The 23,642-nt window shown below is 52.9% G+C and carries 20 protein-coding genes and 1 pseudogene; 13 read left to right on the forward strand and 8 right to left on the reverse strand.

Annotated elements, in window-relative coordinates:
• Window positions 1–1,032, forward strand: a 1,032-nt coding sequence (locus tag ACR0L9_RS18965; protein ID WP_480896408.1) for a Fic family protein, incomplete at its 5' end; no start/stop codon positions are given.
• Between the two features lie 329 nt (window positions 1,033–1,361).
• Window positions 1,362–3,023: a caspase family protein gene (locus tag ACR0L9_RS18970; protein WP_170417841.1), complete on the forward strand. Its 1,662-nt coding sequence runs from the start codon at window positions 1,362–1,364 to the stop codon at window positions 3,021–3,023.
• A gap of 122 nt (window positions 3,024–3,145) precedes the next feature.
• On the opposite strand, the pseudogene ACR0L9_RS18975 reads toward ACR0L9_RS18970, so the two are convergent.
• Window positions 3,146–3,229 (reverse strand): annotated as a pseudogene (locus ACR0L9_RS18975) (integrase); the annotation flags it as partial.
• 114 nt (window positions 3,230–3,343) lie between these two features.
• Here ACR0L9_RS18975 and istA point away from each other — a divergent pair.
• Both istA and istB read left to right on the forward strand, forming a co-directional pair.
• Window positions 3,344–4,909 (forward strand): IS21 family transposase, encoded by a 1,566-nt coding sequence (gene istA, locus ACR0L9_RS18980; RefSeq protein ID WP_480842875.1) that lies wholly within the window; start codon window positions 3,344–3,346, stop codon window positions 4,907–4,909.
• Window positions 4,842–5,570, forward strand: coding sequence for an IS21-like element helper ATPase IstB (gene istB / locus ACR0L9_RS18985; protein WP_480842877.1), 729 nt, complete (start codon window positions 4,842–4,844; stop codon window positions 5,568–5,570). Before istA ends, istB begins: the two co-directional genes overlap by 68 nt.
• 418 nt (window positions 5,571–5,988) lie before the next feature.
• On the opposite strand, the gene ACR0L9_RS18990 is transcribed toward istB, so the two are convergent.
• Window positions 5,989–8,244, reverse strand: coding sequence for a GumC family protein (locus ACR0L9_RS18990; RefSeq protein ID WP_480896410.1), 2,256 nt, complete (start codon window positions 8,242–8,244; stop codon window positions 5,989–5,991).
• A gap of 316 nt (window positions 8,245–8,560) precedes the next feature.
• Between ACR0L9_RS18990 and ACR0L9_RS18995 the strand changes: the two genes are divergently transcribed.
• Window positions 8,561–8,947, forward strand: coding sequence for a VanZ family protein (locus ACR0L9_RS18995; protein ID WP_480896411.1), 387 nt, complete (start codon window positions 8,561–8,563; stop codon window positions 8,945–8,947).
• Here the strand turns inward: ACR0L9_RS18995 and ACR0L9_RS19000 are convergent.
• Window positions 8,934–10,244 carry an O-antigen ligase family protein gene (locus tag ACR0L9_RS19000; RefSeq protein ID WP_480896412.1) on the reverse strand — a complete coding sequence of 437 codons (1,311 nt, stop codon included), beginning with the start codon at window positions 10,242–10,244 and terminating at the stop codon, window positions 8,934–8,936. The genes ACR0L9_RS18995 and ACR0L9_RS19000 overlap by 14 nt on opposite strands.
• A gap of 338 nt (window positions 10,245–10,582) precedes the next feature.
• Between ACR0L9_RS19000 and ACR0L9_RS19005 the strand changes: the two genes are divergently transcribed.
• Window positions 10,583–11,221, forward strand: coding sequence for a hypothetical protein (locus ACR0L9_RS19005; protein WP_480896413.1), 639 nt, complete (start codon window positions 10,583–10,585; stop codon window positions 11,219–11,221).
• A 992-nt stretch (window positions 11,222–12,213) separates the two neighbouring features.
• The gene (locus ACR0L9_RS19010) at window positions 12,214–12,888 is read left to right on the forward strand and encodes a sugar transferase (protein ID WP_480896414.1); all 675 of its coding nucleotides are present in this window, start codon (window positions 12,214–12,216) and stop codon (window positions 12,886–12,888) included.
• Between the two features lie 357 nt (window positions 12,889–13,245).
• Here the strand turns inward: ACR0L9_RS19010 and ACR0L9_RS19015 are convergent, their stop codons facing one another.
• From ACR0L9_RS19015 to ACR0L9_RS19035, 5 genes are all read right to left on the reverse strand, one after another.
• Complete coding sequence (locus ACR0L9_RS19015; RefSeq protein WP_480572145.1) at window positions 13,246–13,569, reverse strand: hypothetical protein; 324 nt, start codon at window positions 13,567–13,569, stop codon at window positions 13,246–13,248.
• 209 nt (window positions 13,570–13,778) lie between these two features.
• Window positions 13,779–14,891 carry a glycosyltransferase family 4 protein gene (locus ACR0L9_RS19020; protein ID WP_480896415.1) on the reverse strand — a complete coding sequence of 371 codons (1,113 nt, stop codon included), beginning with the start codon at window positions 14,889–14,891 and terminating at the stop codon, window positions 13,779–13,781.
• A 22-nt stretch (window positions 14,892–14,913) separates the two neighbouring features.
• Window positions 14,914–15,177 (reverse strand): hypothetical protein, encoded by a 264-nt coding sequence (locus ACR0L9_RS19025; protein ID WP_480896416.1) that lies wholly within the window; start codon window positions 15,175–15,177, stop codon window positions 14,914–14,916.
• 12 nt (window positions 15,178–15,189) lie between these two features.
• On the reverse strand, window positions 15,190–16,020 hold the full coding sequence (locus tag ACR0L9_RS19030) for an FkbM family methyltransferase (protein WP_480896417.1): 831 nt from the start codon (window positions 16,018–16,020) through the stop codon (window positions 15,190–15,192).
• Window positions 16,021–16,362: 342 nt separating this feature from the next.
• The gene (locus ACR0L9_RS19035; RefSeq protein ID WP_480896418.1) at window positions 16,363–17,340 is read right to left on the reverse strand and encodes a UDP-glucuronic acid decarboxylase family protein; all 978 of its coding nucleotides are present in this window, start codon (window positions 17,338–17,340) and stop codon (window positions 16,363–16,365) included.
• 168 nt (window positions 17,341–17,508) lie between these two features.
• Here ACR0L9_RS19035 and ACR0L9_RS19040 point away from each other — a divergent pair, with 168 nt between their 5' ends.
• The 6 genes from ACR0L9_RS19040 (at window position 17,509) to ACR0L9_RS19065 (ending at window position 23,640) form a co-directional block, all read left to right on the forward strand.
• Complete coding sequence (locus ACR0L9_RS19040) at window positions 17,509–17,751, forward strand: hypothetical protein (RefSeq protein ID WP_480896419.1); 243 nt, start codon at window positions 17,509–17,511, stop codon at window positions 17,749–17,751.
• A 288-nt stretch (window positions 17,752–18,039) separates the two neighbouring features.
• Window positions 18,040–19,071, forward strand: a complete 1,032-nt coding sequence (locus ACR0L9_RS19045) for a glycosyltransferase family 4 protein (RefSeq protein ID WP_480896420.1) — start codon at window positions 18,040–18,042, stop codon at window positions 19,069–19,071.
• The gene (locus ACR0L9_RS19050) at window positions 19,071–20,294 is read left to right on the forward strand and encodes a glycosyltransferase family 4 protein (protein WP_480896421.1); all 1,224 of its coding nucleotides are present in this window, start codon (window positions 19,071–19,073) and stop codon (window positions 20,292–20,294) included. Before ACR0L9_RS19045 ends, ACR0L9_RS19050 begins: the two co-directional genes overlap by 1 nt.
• Window positions 20,198–21,370 carry a glycosyltransferase family 4 protein gene (locus tag ACR0L9_RS19055; RefSeq protein WP_480896422.1) on the forward strand — a complete coding sequence of 391 codons (1,173 nt, stop codon included), beginning with the start codon at window positions 20,198–20,200 and terminating at the stop codon, window positions 21,368–21,370. Before ACR0L9_RS19050 ends, ACR0L9_RS19055 begins: the two co-directional genes overlap by 97 nt.
• A complete protein-coding gene (locus ACR0L9_RS19060; protein WP_480896423.1) occupies window positions 21,363–22,730 on the forward strand; it encodes an O-antigen ligase family protein in 1,368 nt (455 codons plus the stop codon). The genes ACR0L9_RS19055 and ACR0L9_RS19060 overlap by 8 nt, the downstream gene beginning before the upstream one ends.
• A complete protein-coding gene (locus ACR0L9_RS19065) occupies window positions 22,702–23,640 on the forward strand; it encodes a sulfotransferase family protein (RefSeq protein WP_480896424.1) in 939 nt (312 codons plus the stop codon). Before ACR0L9_RS19060 ends, ACR0L9_RS19065 begins: the two co-directional genes overlap by 29 nt.
• Window positions 23,641–23,642 lie beyond the last annotated feature (2 nt).

Here is a 23,642-nt window from a genome sequence, read left to right on the forward strand (position 1 = left end):
CTCTGGTCCTCAGGGGAAGTTCTTGGAGCGGTTCATCATGTGAACACATCGGATCGAGATCAATTGCGTATCGACCTGCTAAGCGAAGAAGCAATGAAGACCAGCGCGATCGAAGGTGAGATGCTGGATCGTCTCAGCGTGCAATCTTCCTTGCGCCGACATCTTGGACTGGCTCCCGACAGCTATCCATCCAAACCGCGCGAGCAGGGCGTTTCTGAAATGATGGTGGATGTTTATTCCAACTATTCGGAACCACTGTCACACGACACCCTGTTTCGGTGGCATGACATGCTTCTGTCCCATGACAGGCATCTGGAAACGATTGGATCATACCGGAGCCATGAGGATGCGATGCAAATCGTCTCAGGCAGGCTCGACCGCCCAACGGTGCATTTCGAAGCTCCACCTTCACATCAGGTTCCGGCTGAAATGGACCAGTTCGTAGCCTGGTTCAACCGGACCGCACCGGATGGTCCCGAACCATTGCGCGCACTGATCCGGGCCGGTTTGAGCCATCTGTATTTCGAGAGCATTCATCCCTTTGAGGACGGCAATGGCCGGTTGGGTAGGGCGCTGGCTGAAAAGTCCTTGGCCCAGAATATCGGTCAGCCAAGTCTGATTGCCCTTGCTTTCACGATCGAGCGAGAGCGGAAGGCTTACTACGACCAACTCGAACGCCATCAAAAGACGCTGGAAGTCACACCGTGGCTCGTCTGGTTTGCCGAAACTGTCCTTACAGCACAGCAGGTGACGCTTGAGCGGGTTGGTTTCTTTATTTCCAAGACGCACTTCTATGATCGGTACCGTGATCAGTTCAACACTCGCCAAAGCAAGGTAATCGCCCGTTTGTTCAAGGCTGGGCCGGATGGGTTCACAGGGGGATTGAGCGCTGAGAACTATATCTCGATCACGGGAACATCGCGCGCCACAGCAACGCGGGATCTCCAGAACCTGGTAGAGAAGGGCGCTTTGATCCGAACGGGTGAACTCCGGTACACGCGATATTGGTTAAAGCTAGATCGGGACGGGTAGGGGGCTGAAGTACGGCACGAAGGGCGGGAAGTGGAAGTTCGCTGCAGTCGCTACGCATGCTCGCAGGAAATGCGGAAGCTGACGTTTAGATAGCTTCCCAAGCGAGCATCTTTCTGTCCCGCCGCAAGGCGGCTCCGAGTTCGTACTTCATATGAATGGTCCATGCCGAAACTGGCGCAATGGGCGGGAAACGAACCTTCGTCGTGTCAATCCCGAACTCCGCTATGCGGCCTAAGCCGAGCTAGAGCTTGTCCACGCCGGTCATATTGATTGAATTCCGAAAGTGTGGAAACGTTCATATGGTAGACGCGTTAACGGCGATATTTCACATGAAGCGTATCCTGTTCTCAGTTGTGTTTTGTTTTCTGCCTGCGATGGTGCTGGCGGACAAAGTTGCCTTGGTAATTGGCAATGCGAACTACCAACATGTCAGCAATCTCAAAAACCCGTCGAATGATGCGATCGACATTGCAGAGGCATTGCGCAGGATCGGGTTTGAGGTCACAACAGGTCTTGATCTGGATTACCGCGACATGCGCCTTGCCATACGTGACTTTGGAGAAAAGGCAAAAAACGCCGAGTCGGTCATCGTATACTTCGCCGGCCACGGCATCGAGTTGGACAACACGAACTTCCTGATCCCTGTCAGTGCGGAACTGCGGAGCGACCGTGACATCGAACTCGAGGCAATCCGCCTCAACACATTGATTAGCTCCATCGCGGGCGCACCCGGCTTGAAGATCGTGTTGGTTGACGCCTGCCGCAACAATCCATTCCTCGCGACTATGGAGCGCACAAACAGCACCCGCTCAATTGGACGCGGACTTGCACGTATCGATCCGGGAGGTGTGTTGGTTGGATATGCTGCAAGGAGCGGAACGCTGGCGCTTGACGGCGATGGCCGCAACAGCCCCTATGCTCAGGCTCTGCTCAACCACATCGAGGAACCCGGACTTGAGATTGGCAAGTTGTTTCGGCGAGTCCGCGACAGGGTTTACACTCTGACAGAAGGCTATCAGGAGCCATTTACTTATGGCTCGCTTCCCGCCAGAGACATTTTTCTTGTTCCAGATGCGGCTGCAGGCTCGACGCCAGAGGAAGAAATTGAGCGTGTCGAAGACCAGATTTATGCGGACTTTGAACTTGCGCGTTCGCTCGGAAGGCTTGATGCGATCGAGATGTTTCTGGAGCGATACGAAGGCGAAAGGGATCATTTTGCAGTCGCGCTCGCCCTTTCGTTGCGGGACGACTTGCTTGCTGAGCACCAGAAGGACGAAGTGCCGGGCAACAGTAGTACTGCGCGAGACAAAGTAGCAGCTCTTGTGCCGACATCGCCTCAAAGCGCGAAGGATGATACAGAGACGCGCAGCCTGATCCGTGATATACAAACTGAGCTAAATCGCGTTGGCTGCAGCGCTGGCACAGCGGACGGTGTTGCGGGCCCACGCACGAGATCTGCTTTCTCTCGGTATATCAGCGCTAGAGAGAATCTTGGACTGACGCCTGAGAGCCTCGAGACCAGTGAAACTCTTGCCGCACTTCGAGGAGAGCAAGGAAGAGTCTGTAATCAGTTGGTCGCGCCGTCTTTCGCGACTTTTGATGGTGACTACATTGTCTTAATCAGACGCAGATGGGACGATGATTATTGGCAAACAACCAGTCGGCCCGACAAGGCCTATTTCCCCGGAAAAATCGAGCCACTTGCAGCCTTGCGCATCAATCGCAATGGAGACAAGCTGACCTTGCTATCTGCCCAAGGCTTTGCGGCCGAAGGGCCTTGGTTTAGGGACTTCACTGGCAAATTCGATGACTCCGGTCAGTTGAAATTGCGCTTCACATTGAGTTCGCATTTCGGGCAGGCGACACCCTATAAGGTCAATATAAGCGTCAAACTGCCCGAAGGACTTTCGCCAGGAAGAAGGCTTGTCTACGAGCCGCGCAGGATTGACGGGCAGTTTTTTCTGAATTTTCTAATACGCCGTGTCAGTTGAAACTTTAAAGCGATGTCCTTGCCTGCTCCGCAAGAAGACCGTCGCTCTGGGCTCCTCGTCGCTGTTCGCCGCAGATTTCGCCAAGGTCTTGTTTGGGCCGTCCGCGAAGACGGCCCAAGTTGTTAGATTTCAATGGCCTCTGCGATCGCAAGCGCATCTTCCAGCTCAACACCGAGATACCGGACGGTGCTGTCCATCTTGGTGTGTGTGAAACGGCATGCAAAATTGACCCCTGTATTGGGGTAATCGGCGTCCAAAAGTGACCCCCCTGATATTTCTGTTCAGAAGCTTCCTCAAAGGCTTGAGGGAGCGGTTTGGGGATGTTGGTTGTGGAAACGATTGCGAAGGTCAGGCGGGCGTATTTCATCCAGGGTAAGTCGATCAAGCAGATCTGCCGTGAGCTGCGAGTGTCGCGGAACACGGTGCGCAAGGTGGTGCGTTCGGGTGCAACGGAGTTCAGCTATGACCGTTCGACGCAGCCCCGGCCGAAGATCGATCCCTGGCGTTCCGACCTGGACGAGATGCTTGCCGAGAACGCCCGGCAGCCCAAGCGCCAGCGTCTGACACTTGTCCGGGTCTACGAAGAACTGCGCAATCGCGGCTATGACGGCAGTTACGATGCGGTTCGCCGATATGCGGCCAGTTGGTCGAAGGCGACGCGGGAGGCATCTGCAGCGGCGTATGTTCCGCTGAGCTTCGATCCCGGCGAAGCCTACCAGTTCGACTGGAGCCATGAGACCGTTCTGATCGATGGTGCAACCGTGACGGTGAAGGTTGCGCATGTTCGCCTGAGCCACAGCCGGATGCCGTTTGTCCGGGCTTACCCCCGCGAGACGCAGGAGATGGTGTTCGACGCCCACGACAAGGCGTTCGCCTTCTTCGGCGGCGCCTGCGCCCGAGGCATCTACGATAATATGAAGACGGCAGTGGATGCGATCTTCGTGGGCAAGGATCGCGCTTACAATCGGCGGTTCCAGCAAATGTGCGGGCATTATCTGGTCGACCCCGTGGCCTGCACGCCTGCGTCCGGTTGGGAGAAGGGCCAGGTCGAGAACCAGGTCGGTGTGATCCGACGGCGGTTCTTCGTGCCACGCCCGAAGTTCAAATCCTATGCCGAGCTGAACGCCTGGCTGGAAGATCGGTGCCTGGCCTATGCCCGGGCCAACAAACATCCGGAGCTGCGGGACAGGACAATCTGGGAGGTGTTCGAAGACGAGCGCCCAAGCCTTGTTCCTTACGTCGGCCCGTTCGATGGGTTCCACGCAGTTCCAGCGTCGGTGTCAAAGACCTGTCTGATCCGCTTCGACAAGAACAGGTACTCGGTCGATGCCCGTGCAGTGGGGCGGCCGGTGGAGATCCGCGCCTATGCGGACCGGCTGGAATGCTGGCAGGACGGCCGGATTGTCGGCGGTCACGCTAGGGCGTTCGGGCGGGATAAAACCATCTTTGATCCCCTGCATTACATACCCGTTCTGGCCCGCAAACCTGGTGCCCTTCGCAACGGGGCGCCGTTCAAGGAGTGGGAGTTGCCGGTGCCAATCCGACGCGTGTGGCGCAAACTGGAACACCAGCCCGGCGGCGACCGACAGATGGTCGACATCCTCAGCGCCGTGCTGACCGACGGGATCGATGCGGTCGAGGCCGCATGTGCCGAAGCCCTCAGCCACAACGTTCATTCGGCTGGCGTCGTGCTGAACATCCTGGCCCGGCACCGCGAGCCGCCACCACCCTTGACCATTACCACCCCGGACGCGCTGCAGCTGGCCTGCGAGCCAATTGCAGACTGCGACCGATACGACAGCTTGAGGAGAAAGGCAGATGGAACGTTCAGACGTGATCGACGCGATGGGAAAGCTGAAGCTCTACGGAATGAGAGCAGCGTATGACGAGGTCCTGACCACCGCCGTCAAACGCCAGCATGAGCCGCAACAGATCATAGGGGATTTGCTCACCGCCGAGATCCGCGAGAAGCAAGCCCGCTCGGTCAAATACCAGATGACCATTGCCAAACTGCCCCTGGCCAAAGAACTGGAAGAGTTCGACTTCGAGGCCGCCGAGGTCAACGAGACGCTGATCCGTGACCTGGCAAGTGGGGACTTCCTCGACCATCAACGCAACCTCGTCCTGATCGGCGGCACAGGCACCGGCAAAACCCATCTTGCCGTTAGCATCGCCCGCGCCTGCATCCGAGCTGGCTGGCGTGGGCGGTTCTTCAATGTCGTCGATCTCGTGAACAAGCTCGACGCCGAAGCCCGTGCAGAACGGCAGGGCCGAACCGCCGACCTCATCTCACGGCTCGACTTCCTGATCCTTGATGAGTTGGGTTATCTGCCCTTTGCGCAGACCGGCGGTCAGCTTTTGTTCCACCTGATCAGCAAGCTCTATGAGCGCACCTCGATCATCGTCACCACGAACCTGGCCTTCGGGGAATGGCCCAGCGTCTTCGGTGATGCCAAAATGACCACCGCGCTCCTCGACAGGCTCACCCACCATTGCGAGATCGTCGAGACCGGCAACGAAAGCTGGCGCTTCAAAAACCGCGCATAACGCAAATCCGAAACCCCGCAGGCCCGCCACTGCTGCGTTAAATGGAGACTACGCAGCGCCGGGCCTGCTCAGCATCAAGGGGGTCAATATTGGGCGCCGATAGGGGGTCAGGTTTGAATGCCGATTGACAGGCAGGGGGGCGTGTAAGATGTAGACACATCGCCACCAGATTCAGCTCAATCTCACGTAGCAGCTTCAAGATGTCCTCGTCTGAGAGTCGCTGTATCGCCATGCCAAACCCCTTCTCGCGGCCGGCGCAATGACGCTAGTTTAGGTGGCTAGGACATCAGATTAAAGGTCGGATGCTTGCATTTGACCATGTAACTTAATCTGAACGGATTCAACTTTGTGAAAACCGAGGCCATTTTTGCGTGATAGAGAAATTGTCACCACTCGGTCCAGATTGTGCCCGCATTTGCTATGAGACATAGTAATCTCTATATTTGCCTTTGTAGTAATTATACCCGTCATAGGCGTATTTTGTGGCGCGCCCCTCGTTGACCAGCGTCATCACGAGGCCTGCAATTGGGGCCCCGACAGAGCGCATTTCCTTCAATCCTTCGATAACAGCAGTGCGTGGGGTTTTGTCCCAAGCCACAGCATAAACGACCGCGTCCACCAGTTTTGACAGGATGCGGGCGTCTGTCACCACAAGAGCTGGTGGAGCATCCAGGATCACATGGTCATAGGCCTCGCTCAGCGACTTAATCAGATATTCAAAGCGTTTCGAGGACAGCACATCAGCGGCGTTGATCGCGCTGCGGCGCTCGTTCGCATGAGTTGCCAGCACGTGAACGCCGGAGGTTGGCTCCTCGTAGATCGCGTCCTTGACCGGGGTTATGCCTTCGATCACAGACAGCAATCCGGGTTGTTGCTCTGTGTCCTTGAGCATAGTGCCCAGAGCAGCAATGCGCAGATCGCAATCCAAAATGATCACGGATTTCCCCATCTGACGGCTGGTCATCGCCATCAGCATCGCACTCGTGGTTTTGCCTTCCCGCGGGACACTGGAAGTGAACATGATCACATTTGGTGGGTTGTCCACATTTGACAGCAGAATGCTGGTTCTGAGGTTGCGCACGGATTCTGCAAGAGAGGAATTTGGTTTATTTCGGAGGTTCTCCAAGACAGCGGCGCGTGCCATTCGAGAGCCAACAGAGGGCAGGGTGCCCAAAACTGTGAGACCAGACACTTCTTCCAGCTGTACGGGCGAACGAAATGTATTGTTGAGGAAATCCAGCAAGAAAACAATTCCTACACCAATCGCTCCGCCTAGGAACATTGTCAAAAGCTTCGTGCGGCGTTGTTGCTGTGACTGCGCGCGCAGCGGAACTTCTGCTGGCGACAGGATACGGGCGTCGGAAGTTTGCAGATCGTCCTGCACGTCTGCTTCCTGTAGGCGATTTAAGAAGTTTTCGTATAGGCCCCTGCTGGCCTGGGCCTCGCGTTCAAGCTGGCGCAAGGTGACCTCATCCGCCGCTTGGTCGAAAGCTTTTTGCTCCAGTTCCCTTACTTGTATTATCAATGCGGCTTCCCGTTCCTGTGCAGCGATCAGGTCGTTTTGGGTGGCGGCAACAATTTTTCCAGCTTCTTCAAGAACCTGTTCGAGTATCTGTTCGCGCACCTGCTCAAGTTGTCGCTTGGCAAGCACTAAGGCTGGATTATCTTGAGATACCGATGCGTTCAGCGTAACGACCTGAGCGGCGATTTCGCTCTCCTGTTGCCTGATTTGGGATATCTCAGGCGACGCCCGAAATTCCGAAACCGTGTCAAGCGCATCTGGATCCTCCAAAGCGCTGAGCAACCGGTTGTAGTCGGCCTGAATGCGCGTAGTTTCGCTTTGCGCCCCTATCAGCGTTGTATTTAAAGCCGCAAGTTGCTGTTGAGTTATATCCAGGCTTTGGCCTCTCTCAGCGGCTAGCGCGGAGCGTGCGGCCTCAACTTTGTTTTCCGCAGTTTCCAAATCGACCTGTAACTCCTCCACGCGAACGCTGAGCCAGTTTGTGGCAGCTTCCGTCGCTTCTAGTTTGGCTTCAAGCCGGTCGACGATATACTGGTTGGCAATCGCATTCGCGACATTGGCCGCCGTGTTCCTATCAGTCGAGACGAAAGAAATAGCGAGTACATTTGAACCGCCCACAGGATCCAGTTGCAGACGACGTAACACATTGCGGACAATGACTTGGCGTAGACGCTCTTCCCACGCGAGCTTACGAGCTTCGGCATCGGCGGCCGATGGCGGTGGCGGTGGCGGGGCGATCACGCCGAGATCTTCCATAATGTCGACGATTTCAGGGGGAAGCGTAATATAACTTTTAGCACGGTCCATAAGGCTTGGTACTGGTTCGCGCAAAGTCGGATTGAATTCGGGGTTCTGATCGAGGTTGAGCTGGTCCACCACACGCTCGATCAGATTGGTTGAGGACAGGATAAGCATCTGATCTTCCAGCGAAGCCCTGTCGGAGCCATCTTCGTTCAGAATACTTTCGATGACACTGCTTTGTTCGACGTTAAACATCACGGTGGCGGCTGCGCGATAGGTCGGAACGATCTGGGAATTTGACAAATAGGCGAGCACATAGGCGATCAGTAAGCAGATCGCGATTATCCACTTTCCATACCATAGCTTTAAGGCGATACCACGGATATCAATCGTGTCGTTGATACCCTCCATGGAGGCTGTCTGAGGGGATGGTGTGTTCATTGGGTGTGACAGGATCAAAGGCTCAACTGAATTTTTCACGTTGTACACACCAGAACTAAAACCACTTTGTGACCAAAACAAGAACTCGCGTCCACACCTCTACTACCGGGTATTGATCTGGGCGAGCCAATGGCAGTTTAAAGAGCATTGCAATTTCTTACACTACATTTGTTCCAAGAACACGCCCACAGCAATAGCAGTTTTTTGCTTGCTGTCGCAGACATTCCATTGGCATGCTGAGTCATACACTGAGAGTGTGTTAAAAAGTGTCCAAACTCAATTGGTCGTGCGCGACTTTAAGCAGGTGATGATTTTGGAAATTCTTATCGAGCGGGTTGTCCGCATCTCGGCAATTTTGGTGTTTCTTGTACTTACATGGATGTGCATGGGAGGGGATACGCTCGTTGCTGCTCCAACACCGATTTCAAGCTTTCTTGTTCATTTGGTGATTTTCTTCTTCCTGGGTGCCTTAAGCTATGTGGGATGGGTAGAATTGGCCTCGCGTTTTACTGTTTTGATGATCGTTCTAGCCATAGGGTTTGAAGTCGTGCAAATCGCGCTACCGGGGCGCACTTTTTTCCCCCTTGATCTAGCCGGAAATCTGATTGGAGTGGGGTTGGCCTGGATCTTCTACAAGGTCTTGCTGAATTTTAAGCGGACTATTCGGGTATAGATCCTGCAACTTGGTCTTCGGAAGTCGGTGAGGTTTTAACCGTCGGTTGCGGTGTGATGTTTCTACGTGAACCAGATGTTGAGAAACTCTGCGCCCATCCCATTGCCAGAATAACCGCAAACAAGCCTGCAATCGCAGGCATTTGCAGGCTAAAATCAAAAAGCGAATGGGTGGCCGCCGTCGCAATGACCGCAAGGGCAAAGCACGAAAACGCCCGGTTGCGTTTGCGCGTCACAGTCGCGCGATAAATACGAAAGGTGATGAGCAGAAGTGCGAGATAAAAGGCCGCTACAGCGGGGAGGCCCAGCTCGAACGTATTCTCCAGAAAAGAGTTATGTGCCCGCACCCATTCACCCACGGCCGCTTCGGCGGGTACATACTGTCGGAACACATCGTGAAAAGATCCCAAACCATGGCCCAAAAGCGGGCGGTCCATGATCGCGCGCGCCACTTCCGGATAAACAAGGAAGCGTCCGTTTTCTGCCTCTGTCGCCAGTAACCTGTTGGTCAGACCGGTCGCACTTGTCAGAACAACGAACACAACCACACCCCCAGCAGTGAGCAGAAGCCACGGGTTCCATCGTCGTCCTGAGCCTTTCCAGGTGGCCGCAAACACGACTAGCCCAATCAGCCCTGCGACACCGCCGGCACGTGACTGCGTCAGCGATAGAGCCCCCAAACACAAAAGTGCGCCCAAAGCGTATATCCATGCCCCGTCAAAGAACCGCTCGAGCATTTCACGCAATAGGCTTTGCCATCGATCGTCGTCTGTCCGTGTTCCGCTGGTGACGTGCAGATAGGCTGCAATATTCGCCAGAAAGCCGAAGGCAGCATAAGTGGCATAGCTGTTGCGGTTGACAAATGTTGCGGTAACAACGGGCCCCTGCTCACCCTCCCCCAGAACCGGGTTGTAGCCGGTTCCCATAGTGTAGAGGCCATAGACGGCGAATGCGGTTGAGGCGATGGCTATGATCTTGAGCATCGTGCCTGCGCGAATGCTGACGACCGCAGAGCGGAACGCGATCCAGAAGATCATCATATAGCAGAGGTATCGCATCATGATCTGACGGCCTTGCCCAGGGTCCGCCGAGATGTAGCCTGGTGCGTCGTCCAGAATCTCCCAGACCGGGTGGACATAGGGGGCGGGCGGTCCGGGGATGAGTTGAGCCCAGCTCCATGCGATAACCCCCAGAAAGAGAGTGGCAGGCAGCCATAATCCTCTGGTCTGTTCAGGAAGGCGTTGGGCGCTGTCAATGAACACCTGCACAACAAAGAGCATCAGAACTGCGAGGGACAAGAGTGTCCACGATACCGGCCGGTTGGCGCCAAGCGGTACAGCTGCAAGGAGCACACACACCATCAGCGCCCACATAAGAGCCCATTGCACAAAGGAGAAACGTTCGTGTGGTTTCATTGGGACCTACTTCTACAAGCCCATCAGCCTATGTCCATCATATCCGTGACACCAACTGCGGCCTGGCGCAGTTGAAACACAGTAAAGGCAGATTTCCAGTTTTGTTTTCAGATCATGAAAAGACCACCAAGATCAGTAGACGTCAGAAGGGCAGGGGCTTAGACTGGCGGGCGCTTTGACATGTGCGGGATGTGACTGTGGGAAAGTTCTTGTGTCGTCTTTTGACCGTCGCTCTCGTGATCGCTGCGGTTGTGAATTTCTCAACGGTGTTCGCAACCAGCCCAGCGTTCAACGAAGACGAGCGCCTTGAGAGCGTGGTTGGCGGCTGGCGTGTGCCCAATAGCGCGGCGCACTATGACAAAGCCGAATATCTGCTTGAGCTTGGGTTCACCTATCTCAACGAGATTGGTTTGACCGTTGATCCTGACAATACGGGCGACGTGACGGTCATTGGCATGGAGGAGCTCGAGGCGCGAACCCAAAAGGCACTGGAACTGCTTGAACAATCGCTGCGCCTTGACCCGGCCAATGCCTCCGGCTGGGCATATCTGGCGCAGGCTCAGGGGCGCAGCAATGACATCGATGCCATGCGCAACAGTTTGAAGCAATCATGGGAATTGGCACCCCATAACGTGCAGCTTGCGCCTCTGCGGCTGCAACTCGTGCTTCAGACTTATTATGCTGGTGTTGATGCACCAGAGCATGTGGCACCATTGTCAGAACAGGAAATTACGTCAGCGCGCCGGGATGGTATGGTCCTGAACGCGCAGTCACCGGTCGAGTTTGAAAACTTTCTGCCCAATGAAGATCCTCTTCGTGCCATGTTGGAGAATCTGGGAGACAGAAGCCCTGAGAGCTAACCCGGTAGGGACAGATTTTCTTGGCAGACATGACCGGGCGAACTTCAAGCAGAAGGTAATCTCTTCCGAAGGTGTCGTGAGGACACACGACCACATTTCGCCGCCCTCATCGCAGCGCACATTAGATAACTCACCCTGGACGCACAGCTGCGGCCCAGTAGCCCAATTTTTGACATAAAGAGGGTACACCATTGGTAGGCAGTAACCCAGCAAGGAAACCTTAAATTGACCGGAGCGCGGTGATGTTCAACAGAAAGGACAACCCATAAAATGGCAGTGTTCTTATTCGGCGTAACAGCAGGCTGGATATTTACCTTTGTCTTTTGGTTTGCCTGGTCGTTCAGCCTTTTACTAAGCTTGCTATTGGGTTCGTTGATCGGAACAGCCACAATATTTGTTTTCTTCGTAATGCAATGGATGTTACGGGCATTGTTCAAAGTTCAAGCCCATGGAGATGTCACCGCTAACAGGAACGTGCGCCCTATTCCCCAAAAAGCGATTTCTCGCCCTTAACCCCGTGACCTGACGTCTCTCCTTATCCCCGCTCAGGCCGAATCTGATCATCTCGCAGCGCGTTCACTTGAAATACTGACCTAAGGGTATGTGCAAAAACAACTTAAGATTGTCGCTTGCTCTTGACCTCACCTTTTGCAGGTGGAGCATTTCAACAATTTGATGAATTTTGACCAGATCGTCTTGTTTGGCGTTGATTGGGTGGACATTTGGCAAAATTGTGTTGATTGTGATTTTAACGTTACGTTAACCTAGTAGAAGCGAAGCGCGGTAGAGCTGAGCGTTCACGAGTGAAGGTTTATTTTAAACCACGGGGTAAAAGGATGGTGCGTCCGGTATTTTGATGACGAAATGACTTGAGTGTGTTTAGCCGTAAGGTTGTCAAGTGGTGAGGCTGATTTTTAGCAGCCTGTGTGTAGGAATAGATGTATGCAAAGAATTTCTGGTACGAGTTTGATTTTCGGTACGAGGTTGAGTTCATGAAGGATTTTACTGGCGGTTCAGTTACCAGTGAAAGCTGGCCTTTCGACTCGACAAGCTCTTGCAAATCCGCGCAAAAAGGCAAGCCTGTTTACTTGGCTTCCAAGCGCATCTTTGACATTTTTGTAGGTTTCGCTGCATTGCCCGTTTTCACGGTTCTTTGTGCAGTCATCTTTGTGCTGAACATTTTCTGGAACCGTGGGCCTTTGTTCTTTCGCCAAGAGCGCATGGGAAAAGATCAGCAAAAATTCTCGATGATTAAGTTCCGCACGATGCTGCCGGAAGAAAAAACAACCGAACGTGGCCCCTTCGATAAGTTGGAAGAGTGGCGGATAACCCCATTCGGTCGGTGGATGCGACAGACGCGTCTGGACGAAGTTCCGCAGATTCTGAATATCATCGTAGGAGAAATGAGCCTGATTGGCCCACGCCCGGAGGTGTATGAATTCGCGCAGACTTATTCCAAGCAAATGCCGGGCTATCACATTAGGGAAACGGTACGCCCAGGCATCACGGGCTTTTCGCAGGTCAAGCAAGGCTACACGGACTCTGAGGAAATGGTGCGCCAGAAAACGCTTCTGGACAACTATTACGTACGAGACATGGGCTGGCATCTCGATTTGAAGATTATCTTCTGGACGGTTAGTGTTGTCTTGGGCTCTCAAGGAAAGTGATCAGGCATTTCCCGTGGGGACATGCGCAGCCGTCAGAACATCAATAGCAAAAACACCCCGTATCGAAGGAGATGCGGCCTGCTGTCTGCATTGGGTGCGGGACAATGACATGACCATGTGAGATTCATTGGCCATCTGCTCACGTGGTTCGTTGCAAATCTTTGTGTCCCCAAAACAGATCATGCGACTCTTGCGTGGCCACGAGGCGTGACGGTTCAGCACTCGAGTGCGCCACACGGGCATTCCAGCTGAGCGGAGCCAAAGGAAATTGCAGCAATTGATGTGTGAGGAACAGTCACCCTTCAGGACGACGAATCTACAGACGAGAAGAAAGTGGTGAAATCCGTGCACAACGCCCTAGCTTGGGCTGACGTCGTGCTTGCAATCATGCTTGGACTTGTGTGCTTTCTTCTTCCCGTTTTTGTCGTACTCTTTGGTGATTTTCCAGTTGTGTTCGGCACTGACGAGCTTTTTGCTCATTGTGTAGTAGTAGGGGTGGTGTGGCTTATGCGCAGCCTTCCACGCTTTCAGATCTTTGACAACCTTTTCCCAATGCGCGGCGGTGTAGGACTTGTTCCAGTCATACTTATGGCATCCAACGGTATCCGCATGCGCCGCAGAAACAAATGATCCAAAAAGCCCAAAAACGCAGACTATAGAAAGAGTCTGAAATCTTAACATAACATCACCCTCACAAAGGCCCCTTTAGTATAGTGCATAAGGCGTTACGTGTCCAATCAATCGCGTGACGCGGCAGAGGCGATCTCGGCAATTTGGACGATTTATTGACTCCTCTGCTTCGAATTGAATGCAAAATTACAGCACTCACCGGAGATATTGATTTGCATTCATCAATGACGATCATCCTGCCAGTGGCATCCCGCAACAAGTCAAAGCGTTCGGATCATCTCCAAGTATTTTCTGATGACAATGGCCTCATCAAACTCCCTCTCCATCTTGGCGCGGCCAGCTCGGCCCATGTCACTGCGCGCTTGCGGAGACAGCGCGATAACCTTTTCGATCTTATCTTGAAGATCAGTGGCATCCCGCAGCGCACAGAGATATCCGTTGACCCCATCATCGACCGTGCTGCGGCAGCCGGGTGCATCCGTTGTGATGATCGGGCGCCCTATCGCGGCTGCCTCCAGAAGTGTACGAGGCGTGCCTTCTGGATAAGCTGAGGGCAGAACGACGCAATCGGCCTTCAGAATCTCGCCCGGCACATCATCGGAATAACCAAGATAATTGACATGGCCCTCCGCGACCCAAGTGTCAATTTGCCTACGCGGGATGGCGGCCGGGTTGTCATTGTCGATGCCTCCAAGCAGGCAGAACTCGACATCCGTCCGCGATTTGCGAATATGCCGTGCCGCCTCCACAAATTCGCCGACCCCTTTGTCCCAGAGCATCCGCCCAATCAGCAAAAACCGCAACATGTCACGGCCTGATGGCACGGACAGGGGAGAGAAGGCAAACCTCGACAGATCGACCCCGGAACCGGGCAGAAGATCATGGCGATCATGTTTGATGATACCACTCGTCGTAAATAGGTGGCGATCATCGGAGTTTTGGAAAAAGACCATCCCGGCACGCCCGAGAGCGATCCGATAGAGGGTCTTGGCAATCTGCGCCACTATATCTTCAGATACAAAAACGGTTCCTAGGCCTGCGATATTGTTAATCGTAGGCACACCCATCTTGTGCGCTGCCATTGATCCATAGATATTTGGCTTGATCGTATAGCCCAGAAAGACATCGGGCTGGACAGCTCTGAATGCCGCCAGGAACCGACGATACAGAAAATAATCCGAGACTGGATTCTTATTCATTTTCATAGGAATATCAAAATGCGTGACCCCCATATCTACGAGGTATTCGGTATAGGCATCTTCCGGTGCCATAATCACCACGTCGTGGCCGTCTTGCATCAAAGCCTGAAAGACGTTTTTTCGCAGCCACACATAGTGGCATGTATTGCAGCCCATTGCGATTGTCTTAGACATGTCTCAGCTTCTTCCTAGAGGGTTATTCCATAAAGATCATTTCGCGATCGGATGATGTGAACTCCGCCTTTAGGGTCCGCTCCAGTCTTTCTTCTAAGGTGAATCCAGGATTGAAATCACGAGTCTTGAGTTTTTCCGGCGCGAAGCGTTTGTTTGCATAAACCTTCTGCACGCACACCGAACTGATTACCGCGCAGGAACGGGAAGCAGCAGGAGAAAGGAGTTTTTGTTCGCATTTTCTTGGAATGGAGCAAGAAAGTGCTACGGATGGAGCAGTCTCAACCAATGCTAATTTTCCCTAACGCCTTAAGAGCGCGATAGAAGCGCGGCGAGCTCTCTGGTAGATACGACGGCCAAACACAATGTTTAGCCACCATGCAGCATGACGTTTAAATGAAACGGGAACATGCACTATTGAACCAGTGTCTTCACTGGAAGCATGCAGGTCTTTCCATCCGAGCCCTGAAGAAACAAGTAATCTCGACATACTTCTTCTGTCATACCACTTGTCCGCTATGTCTTCGCCAAAAGGGCCTGCTGAATGATACGGAAAAGACAACGCAACTGTCTCTCCAGTTGTGGATTTAACCGATAGCTCTGCATAATCAAAATGCACAGTCGCGCCATTTACTAACTTGAAACCTTTATATTTGGCGCAGTTTAAGAGAAGTGATACGACTTTACGGGAGTGGCACTCTGCCGAAAGGAAAGTCGGGTAGGCGTTCAAACGAAAAAATTCAGACAAAATTACGTGGTCGTAGTGCTCGATATCGATCTTCGCATAGTAAGGAGTGCCATATTTCTCGAGGGCAGCGGACAGTGTCCTGACAGGCAGCTCTACTTTGGTGTATTCATGCCTTACGCTTTCCTTAGGCCTTGGGAATTGGCCGAGCACGTGCGATCCATTATGGATGTAAAATTCAGCTTTTGTACTATTTGCGTCTCTATCAGCACAAATGATACCATTTTCGACCACTAAGCGACCATCTGAGATTTCTTTGGAGAAACGTTCCTCAATTAATTGGCAAAGAATAGGGTTTGCCTCAAAGGCCACTACTTTATCTGCCTTTAGCAGGTAGTATGGAATATCATCACCATTGTTACTTCCGATGTCAAAAATGGTCTTCATCTTCTTTACCCCTACAACCTCACCTCACGACCGAAAAAGCGCAATAGTGGGTCGCATGTATCCGACAACCTACTACACGCGTAGATGTTCACAACATGCTTCAACACAAACGCTTTCTGCGCGTCCGCAAACCTTGCTGCTTTGATCACCCCCCGCTCTTTTCCCAGCCAGGATTCGCCGCGAAGAAATCCAATCGGCCGGAAATTGGATTTCAGAGCACCTTTAAGGAGCCCGCTAACGCGAAAAGAGCCGTTTTGCCAAGGTACAGATTATCGGGATGATCAAAGTGCGAGAGGTAAGAATACCAAAGCCCGGACATGGCGCAGACAGCGCGCCTCGCTCCTAGGCAATACCTGCTTTCACAAGGCCTTCAAAATAAGCAATTGTCGGAACAAGGCCCTCGCGCAAAGGCACTTTGGGCTCCCAGTCAAGGTGCTTCTTGGCCAGTGAGATATCGGGCTGGCGCTGTTGAGGATCATCCTGTGGCAGTGGCTTGTGGACAATCCTGGATTTCGTTCCCGTAAGTTCGATCACCGTTTCTGCCAGTTCCAGCATGGAGAACTCCCCCGGGTTTCCCGCATTGATGGGCCCCGTCACATCATCGGGTGTGTCCATTAGGCAAATGAAGGCCTCAATCAGATCGTCGCAATAGCAAAAGGAGCGAGTCTGTTGGCCGTCTCCAAAGATCGTAATGTCTTCGTTCTTGAGCGCCTGCATGATGAAGTTCGACACCACACGCCCGTCGTGGGGATGCATGCGCGGCCCGTAGGTGTTGAAAATCCGGGCCACCTTGATGCGTAGGTTATGCTGGCGGTTGTAGTCGAAAAACAGGGTCTCGGCGCATCGCTTGCCTTCATCATAGCATGAGCGAAGGCCGATTGGGTTCACATTGCCCCAGTAGGTTTCGGGCTGAGGATGGATAGTAGGATCACCATAGACCTCAGATGTGGAAGCTTGCATGATCTTGGCATCCAGACGCTTGGCAAGCCCTAACATGTTAATCGCGCCATGCACTGAAGTCTTGGTCGTCTGTACCGGATCGTGTTGGTAGTGGATGGGCGATGCAGGACAGGCTAGGTTGTAGATCTCATCCACTTCCACATAGAGCGGAAAGGTCACATCGTGGCGCATGAGCTCGAAATTGGGTGCATCCATAAGATGACTAACATTGCCGCGTCGACCTGTGAAATAGTTATCGATGCATAGGACGTCATGACCCGCCCCGACCAAACGATCGCACAGATGACTGCCTAGAAATCCGGCACCCCCAGTGACCAAGACACGCTTGGAGGTCGGATTTATTATACCTGTATCACTCATAACCGAACGGCCCAATCTTACTAATTCTCAGCCTTATTATAATTTTTTGTTTAGTCACCCCGCAACTCTTTGTGCCAAAGATAGCGGGCAAGAAACGTCATGGACGACCACCGACATTCTGAACGATTTTAGCGTCTGGCCGTCACTCTCTCGGGATACGCGCTGCCCGTGCGGATCGGGTTCGAGGCAACCGATAGCTATCACCCGGCGCAGGAGCATTACATTGGTCAGCCCAGGTTTGAGCGCTCAAAAGACGGCTTCACGACCAATATCCACTTCCTCGTCAACACGTATGATTTGCCCACATCAATCCGCCTCTGGCTACGCCAATTGTCAACAAAACCTAGCCAATATGCAGGAACGGATATTGTCAAACATGGTATGTTTTTAAGCCTAAAAATGCGCCAATGATTACGTCTGTGCTTTATAAACTGTTTGTTCTTTCGAAGTCCAAAAGTTACAATCTTGGTTGATATCATTCATAAATCGTGATCGAGTTTTAAGGTGTAGATGCTTCTTAGTCTGTCTTCACAATCGAGAAGTGATTATAGACCGTAGAGTTCTTTTGGATATTGGTTTAGCGTTGTCAGTCATATCTTTTGTTAAGTATTCAATTACCTTTACCTTTTCATCGGCTCTAAGGGCAACTTCCAAATGTAGGGGTAGTAACACTGGAATCAGAAAAGGCGCGGGCTTCCAATGAAACCCACATCCTCCCTAAAAAAGGCAAAAAATCCAAACGTTGCCTTCATCCTTTTGGGTGATCGCAAAAAGGCTAGTTCTCGTGTGCGCGGTTATTGGATCGGTGAAGAGCTTGAGACATTAGGACATCAGGTCTCTTACCACCACGCGGCACGACGACGAGACTATGTGCGGATGCTGGCCGTTGCGATACGCCATGACACCTTGATTTTCCAAAAGCATTATTCTCGTTATGATATTGCCCTTTTGCGCATGGCAAAGCTCATGGCAAAGCGGGTTTTTTTTGATATCGACGACGCTCCCTCGCGGGCGGAGCATGGGATATCCCTGAAAAATGCGGCGACCATGATGCGTGAGGCACATGGTGTCTTAGCCGGCAGCTATAATCTCGAGGCCCTGGCGAGAGAGGCCGGGGGCACCGTACATTTCATCCCCTCAGGTATCCGTCTGTCTCAGTATAAGACACGCAGCCAAGGCGACAGCGGGCAAGTTTGTCTTGGGTGGATCGGCAATGGCGCCCATTATGTCGACGATCTGACATCAATCCTTGAGTCCCCACTACGTAACCTTGCCGCGCAGTACGATATCCGTCTCAAAATCGTCGGAGCTTGCGGCGAACCGAAACTCGCAGAGGTCTTCGGAACAATTGACGGGCTGACGCTCGATCTGGTGGATGAAGTGAATTGGGCTGATCCCGAGGCGGTAGCCGCAGCCGTCGCAGATTTCGACATAGGCCTTTACCCCCTTATCGAAAATCCATTCAACATCTACAAATGCGCCTTCAAAGCACTAGAGTATATGGCAACTTCCATTCCCGTCGTTGCGAGTAATGTAGGGGCCAATGGCGATGTCATCACCCATGAATCAGACGGTTATCTGGTTTCATCACCGGAAGAATGGACTGCCTGCCTGTCGCGCCTGATTTCGGACGCTAGTGAAAGGCACAAACTAGGCGCAAACGGCCGCATCAAGGTGGAAAAGCGCTACAGCACTAAGGCTCTGGCAGCTCGGATTTCTGAGCTCTTGTGATGGGTACAGCTGCGGAAACAAAGCCTATCAAGGTTGCATTCGGCTCTGTGCCTAAAGACGGAGGCACCTTCACCTTTTATCGCAATATCCGGCGCGCGCTCGCAACGCGCGGCATCCAGCTTTTCTGTGTGACCGTTGGCGCACCGCAAGCACGGCTATGGGAAGAGGCTTACGTAGATGATGGCTGTGTCCAATTGGCCGCGACCTCCTTCAGTATGAAGCATCAGGCACAGGTTTTCAGCAAATGGTGCACGGACAACGATATAGACTGCGTCATGGCCATCAACTCCGAGGGCATACTATCCGCGATCCCGCACCTGCCCGCGCATATCAGGGTTCTGTCGCGCTGCGCCAATGCGTTTGATCATGGCTATCGCATCACCATGTCAGGGCGGCAGCGGTTGGCGCGGATCATTGCACTGACTCCACGGCTCCGTGATGACCTGGTAGCGGACTATGGGGCGGATCCGGAAAAGGTTGTGCTCATCCCCAATGGCATTGACGCAGCCAAGTTCGAAGCCGCTGCGAAACAAAAACGCGGCACAGGACCAAGGCTGGAACTGGGGTTTCTGGGCCGTCTTGAGCACGGGCAGAAAGGCGTGATGTATTTGCCTACCATCGTCGATGCGCTCCATGCCCGGGGTGTGCCGTTCCGGTTGCGGATTGCGGGCAAAGGCGTGGATCGCGCACGCATGGAAGAGGCGATGACATCTCATATCGCTGAAGGCCGTGTTGTGTTCATGGGCGCGCTGCCCCCGGACAAGATCCCTCAGTTTCTGGGTGAGACAGATATCTATCTCTTTACCTCCCACTTCGAGGGTTGCCCGAATGCGCTTCTGGAAGCGATGATGGCCGGATGCGTGCCCGTCTGTGGCCTGATCCCGGGGATCACTGACTTTCTGATCGAAACCGGGCGCACAGGGGTCGTCAAGGCATTGGGTGATGCGGACGGATTTGCGGATACCGTTGCGTCCTTGCATGCTGATCGCCTCAGGCTTGCAGCCTTCAGCCAGGCTGCCGCAGCCGAGGCCCGTGCACGCTATACCGACCAAGTGGCTGCCGATGCCTATGCCACGCTGATCCGGGAGGTGATAGCCGACCCTGCACCCGACTGGACCCCCCTGCCTTGGAGTACTTTCCGGCCGGATCCCAACTTCCCCGGCTACTGGCGGCACCGTGTGCCAGAGGGTTTGAAATCTATTGTGCGAAAATTCAAGTCATGAGGGTTGTACAAGTCATAAACAGCTTTGGCTATAAGAGCGGTGGCGCCGAGCGACTGGCACAGGATCTGCATATGGATTTACTGGCTGCTGGGGTAGACGCCCATCTGGTAGCACTGCAACAGTGCGAAACCAAGGGGCTGCGCAATGCTGTGTCTTTAGGGTTTTCAAGCCCCTACAAACCAGGCACCTTTCTGGCTTTGCGCAGATATTTTTCTGAAATGAGGCTAAAGCCCGATGTTGTGCATGCGCATCTCTTTCCGACCAGCGCCTGTGTCGCCGGGCTGAAAAGGATCGGCGCGATCCGTTGCCCCGTCGTGTTTACTGAGCATAGCACCTCAAACAATCGCCGCGGATCGGCAATCGGGAACCTGATCGATCCGGTAGTTTATAAGCCGTTTACAAAAATCTATTGCATCAGCGAAGGGACCCGAGATCATTTAGTAACCGCTTACCCTGCCTTGTCAGACAAAACAGACGTTATTCTGAATGGCGCACATCTGAAATTCGATCAGTTTTTTGAACGGCACAAGTCGGACCGGGTAACGATCGTCTCGGTGGGCAGTTTACGTAAAGCCAAAAACTATGCCGCAGCACTGGAAGCGCTTGAATTACTCCCCGAGAACACCTGTTGTTACCGTATTGTCGGGGAGGGTGAGTTGCGAGATGATTTGGCACTCAAAGCGCGCGCTATCAAAACACCCGTGTACTTTGAAGGACATGTGGAGGATGTAAGCCCGTTTTTACAAGGCGCCGATGTCTTCCTTATGACCTCTCTCTGGGAAGGGTTTGGTCTGGCGGCAGTCGAGGGTATGAACGCCGGTCTGCCGGTGATAGCATCCGACATCGCAGGACTGCGAGAAGTGGTTGGAACCGATGGCACATGCGCTGTGCTAGTTCCACCCGAAGACCCCCGGGCGATTGCAGATGCGCTTATGTTACTGATCGATAATCCGCAGAAACGACAGGCGATGGGAGAAGCAGCTTTTCAGCGTGCCGCGCGTTTTGGCAAGGAATTGATGTCGGAGCAGTACATTGCGGCCTATCGTTCCGTCACTTGGGAGGCTGCCTGTGCTTAAGCAACATTCGCACGGCATCATAGCGATGGCGATTTTTGTCTTCGTGCTGACTGCGGTGCCCAAGATGAATGTGCGCGTTGGGCCGATACCCCTTTACTTAATTGATATTCTGATTGTTCTGGTCGTCTACTATGCAAGCCGACGGCCAGCTTTTGGACCTAATGGCAGGCCGTTCCAACGTATTATCCTGACGCTATTCGTCTTTACTATGATTGGAGAGTTGGTCGGCTTTATTTACACCGGTTCAATTTTTGAGCATGTCTACCAGGCTGTACGCATGACACTTGCATTTTTGGTGTTTTATGCGACCGGACAACTCATCAGGACTTCGGATGACTTTGAGCTTGTGATCAAAGCCGCAGCACTTGGGGTGATTGTCACAGCATCGTTGATGATTTTGACATCACTGCCTCAAACCCGAGGTTTTGTAGCAAATTTCGTCCTGAATAATACTTTTCTAGATCCAGCCGGGCGGCAAGCCGCCCAATCGTATCTTGATGCAGGCGATAGTGGAGTAAGAGGACAAACTTTAGTGGGAGTTTCCATTTTGGGGGCCAGTTTCATCAATATGGCTTGGCCTCTTGCCGCGCTTTTGTATAGCTGGCCCGGTCCCATCGGACGTTGGCGGACCGTGGCTATGGCAGCCTGTTTTCTAGCCCCCTTGGGCGTTTTGATGAGCTATTCCAGAGGGCCAATCTTGGGGACAATTTTAATCGTTCTCTTTATTGTCATACTAGGCCTCAACAGAATCAAAAGAGGCATTCTGCTACCCATAGGATTTGGAACCCTTCTGGTTCTGATGGTTGGCGTCAACTCAGAGGTTTTCTTTTTCGATCGCTTAACCAACCGAACCGCTGCAGTTTTTGAAAGCCCTTTGGAGAAGGAGAATGAGAGTGAACGCCTTTTGGCTTATGTTGAACCCTTTGAACACGTAATCGAAAATCCCGCCTTCTTTGTTGCGGGGCAAGGCATCGCTATTAATAAGTCCCGCACCGTCGTGCCCGAAGTAGCGGGGAAAGCCAATCACGCGCTCTTTGCTGCATCCTACTATGCGAATGGCATGATGGCCGCCTTTCTTTATGTGTTTCTGCTTGCCAGTGCGTTCTATTATGCGCTCCAGCATGTGAAAGCTCGGCAATCAGGTACCGGCCAGTATCTCAGCCATGCGTTATTGGCCAGTACGCTTGGATTAGCCCCTTGGGCCATTTTTGGTCATGCTATGGTATCTCAACCTCGGGGCGCCATGATGTTCTACTTTATATTCGGTTTGCTCACCTGCCTGAGGCATTTCCCGATTTATTCAAACAACGCAGAATACAAGGAGACAGGACATGCCCACAGTCGTCGTATTGCTGTCTGACAAACGTTCAGGCTCGACGATGCTGCAGGACGAGCTCTGCAGGCATTCCGGCATTCGTCATGTGGATTATTCACCTCATACCTACTTTGAAACCCATCACTGGCTCAAGGCATCTGTCATTCTAAACCGGCCAGATGTGCTCTATTCGGGTCTTCGGCAATATGCGGGTTACGGCACGCGAGAAAATGCGCGCACCTATCTCATCGATACGCTCAAGGGCAACATGCCTGACTACAAGCCACCAGAAAACGACGAGGAGCTGATTTTCGGAGGCTGGGATGGGTTGTGCAAGACCTTTGCCCAACCGATCTTCTTTGAAAAATCACCACAAATCCTCGCTGAATGGTGCGCTCTCAGTCTGCTTCTGGAATGGATCCAGCGTACGGATATGGATGTGAAGGTCATCGGCCTCGTGCGCAATCCGCTGGCGGTTCAGTATTCTGCGCATGAGTTATTTTCGACCAACTCAGAGAGGCGCCAGTTCGGTTGGCTCAACATCCAGCGCAACCTCTTAAGCATCCAGTCCATGTTACCACCAGACAGGTTTAGGCTGGTACGTTATGAAGACATAATCGCCCAACCGAAACAGGGCTTGGCTGATCTATGTGAATTCATTGGTGTGGAATACGAGGACCAAATTGGGGCTTCGGTGCATACTTCTTCAAAAGAGAAATGGATGGCGAATGAGGACTACACACTACAACTTGACCCTTCGGTCAAACAGATTGCAAAGGCCTTTGGATATCAGGATGCAGAACTAGTCAACCCGCACGAACCGACAGTAGAGAAGCTTGCCGCGATGCGTCCCGATTTCAATACGCTCGCCAGGAAGCAAGTCATTCACTTACGCGACCGGATGATCCGCCCCGTGTATCTGAAACTCAAAGCCGCACTTGCAGAGAGGAAATAAAG

The sequence above is a fragment of the Ruegeria sp. I3 genome (assembly GCF_056532525.1).

Bases quoted from the DNA above. Each gene is read 5' to 3' on its own strand.
- ACR0L9_RS18970 (WP_170417841.1), top strand. From the start codon at position 1,362: ATGAAGCGTATCCTGTTCTCAGTTGTGTTTTGTTTTCTGCCTGCGATG.
- istA (WP_480842875.1), top strand. From the start codon at position 3,344: ATGTTGGTTGTGGAAACGATTGCGAAGGTCAGGCGGGCGTATTTCATC.
- istB (WP_480842877.1), top strand. From the start codon at position 4,842: ATGGAACGTTCAGACGTGATCGACGCGATGGGAAAGCTGAAGCTCTAC.
- ACR0L9_RS18990 (WP_480896410.1), bottom strand. From the start codon at position 8,244: ATGGAGGGTATCAACGACACGATTGATATCCGTGGTATCGCCTTAAAG.
- ACR0L9_RS19010 (WP_480896414.1), top strand. From the start codon at position 12,214: ATGAAGGATTTTACTGGCGGTTCAGTTACCAGTGAAAGCTGGCCTTTC.
- ACR0L9_RS19015 (WP_480572145.1), bottom strand. From the start codon at position 13,569: ATGTTAAGATTTCAGACTCTTTCTATAGTCTGCGTTTTTGGGCTTTTT.
- ACR0L9_RS19020 (WP_480896415.1), bottom strand. From the start codon at position 14,891: ATGTCTAAGACAATCGCAATGGGCTGCAATACATGCCACTATGTGTGG.
- ACR0L9_RS19030 (WP_480896417.1), bottom strand. From the start codon at position 16,020: ATGAAGACCATTTTTGACATCGGAAGTAACAATGGTGATGATATTCCA.
- ACR0L9_RS19035 (WP_480896418.1), bottom strand. From the start codon at position 17,340: ATGAGTGATACAGGTATAATAAATCCGACCTCCAAGCGTGTCTTGGTC.
- ACR0L9_RS19045 (WP_480896420.1), top strand. From the start codon at position 18,040: ATGAAACCCACATCCTCCCTAAAAAAGGCAAAAAATCCAAACGTTGCC.
- ACR0L9_RS19050 (WP_480896421.1), top strand. From the start codon at position 19,071: ATGGGTACAGCTGCGGAAACAAAGCCTATCAAGGTTGCATTCGGCTCT.
- ACR0L9_RS19065 (WP_480896424.1), top strand. From the start codon at position 22,702: ATGCCCACAGTCGTCGTATTGCTGTCTGACAAACGTTCAGGCTCGACG.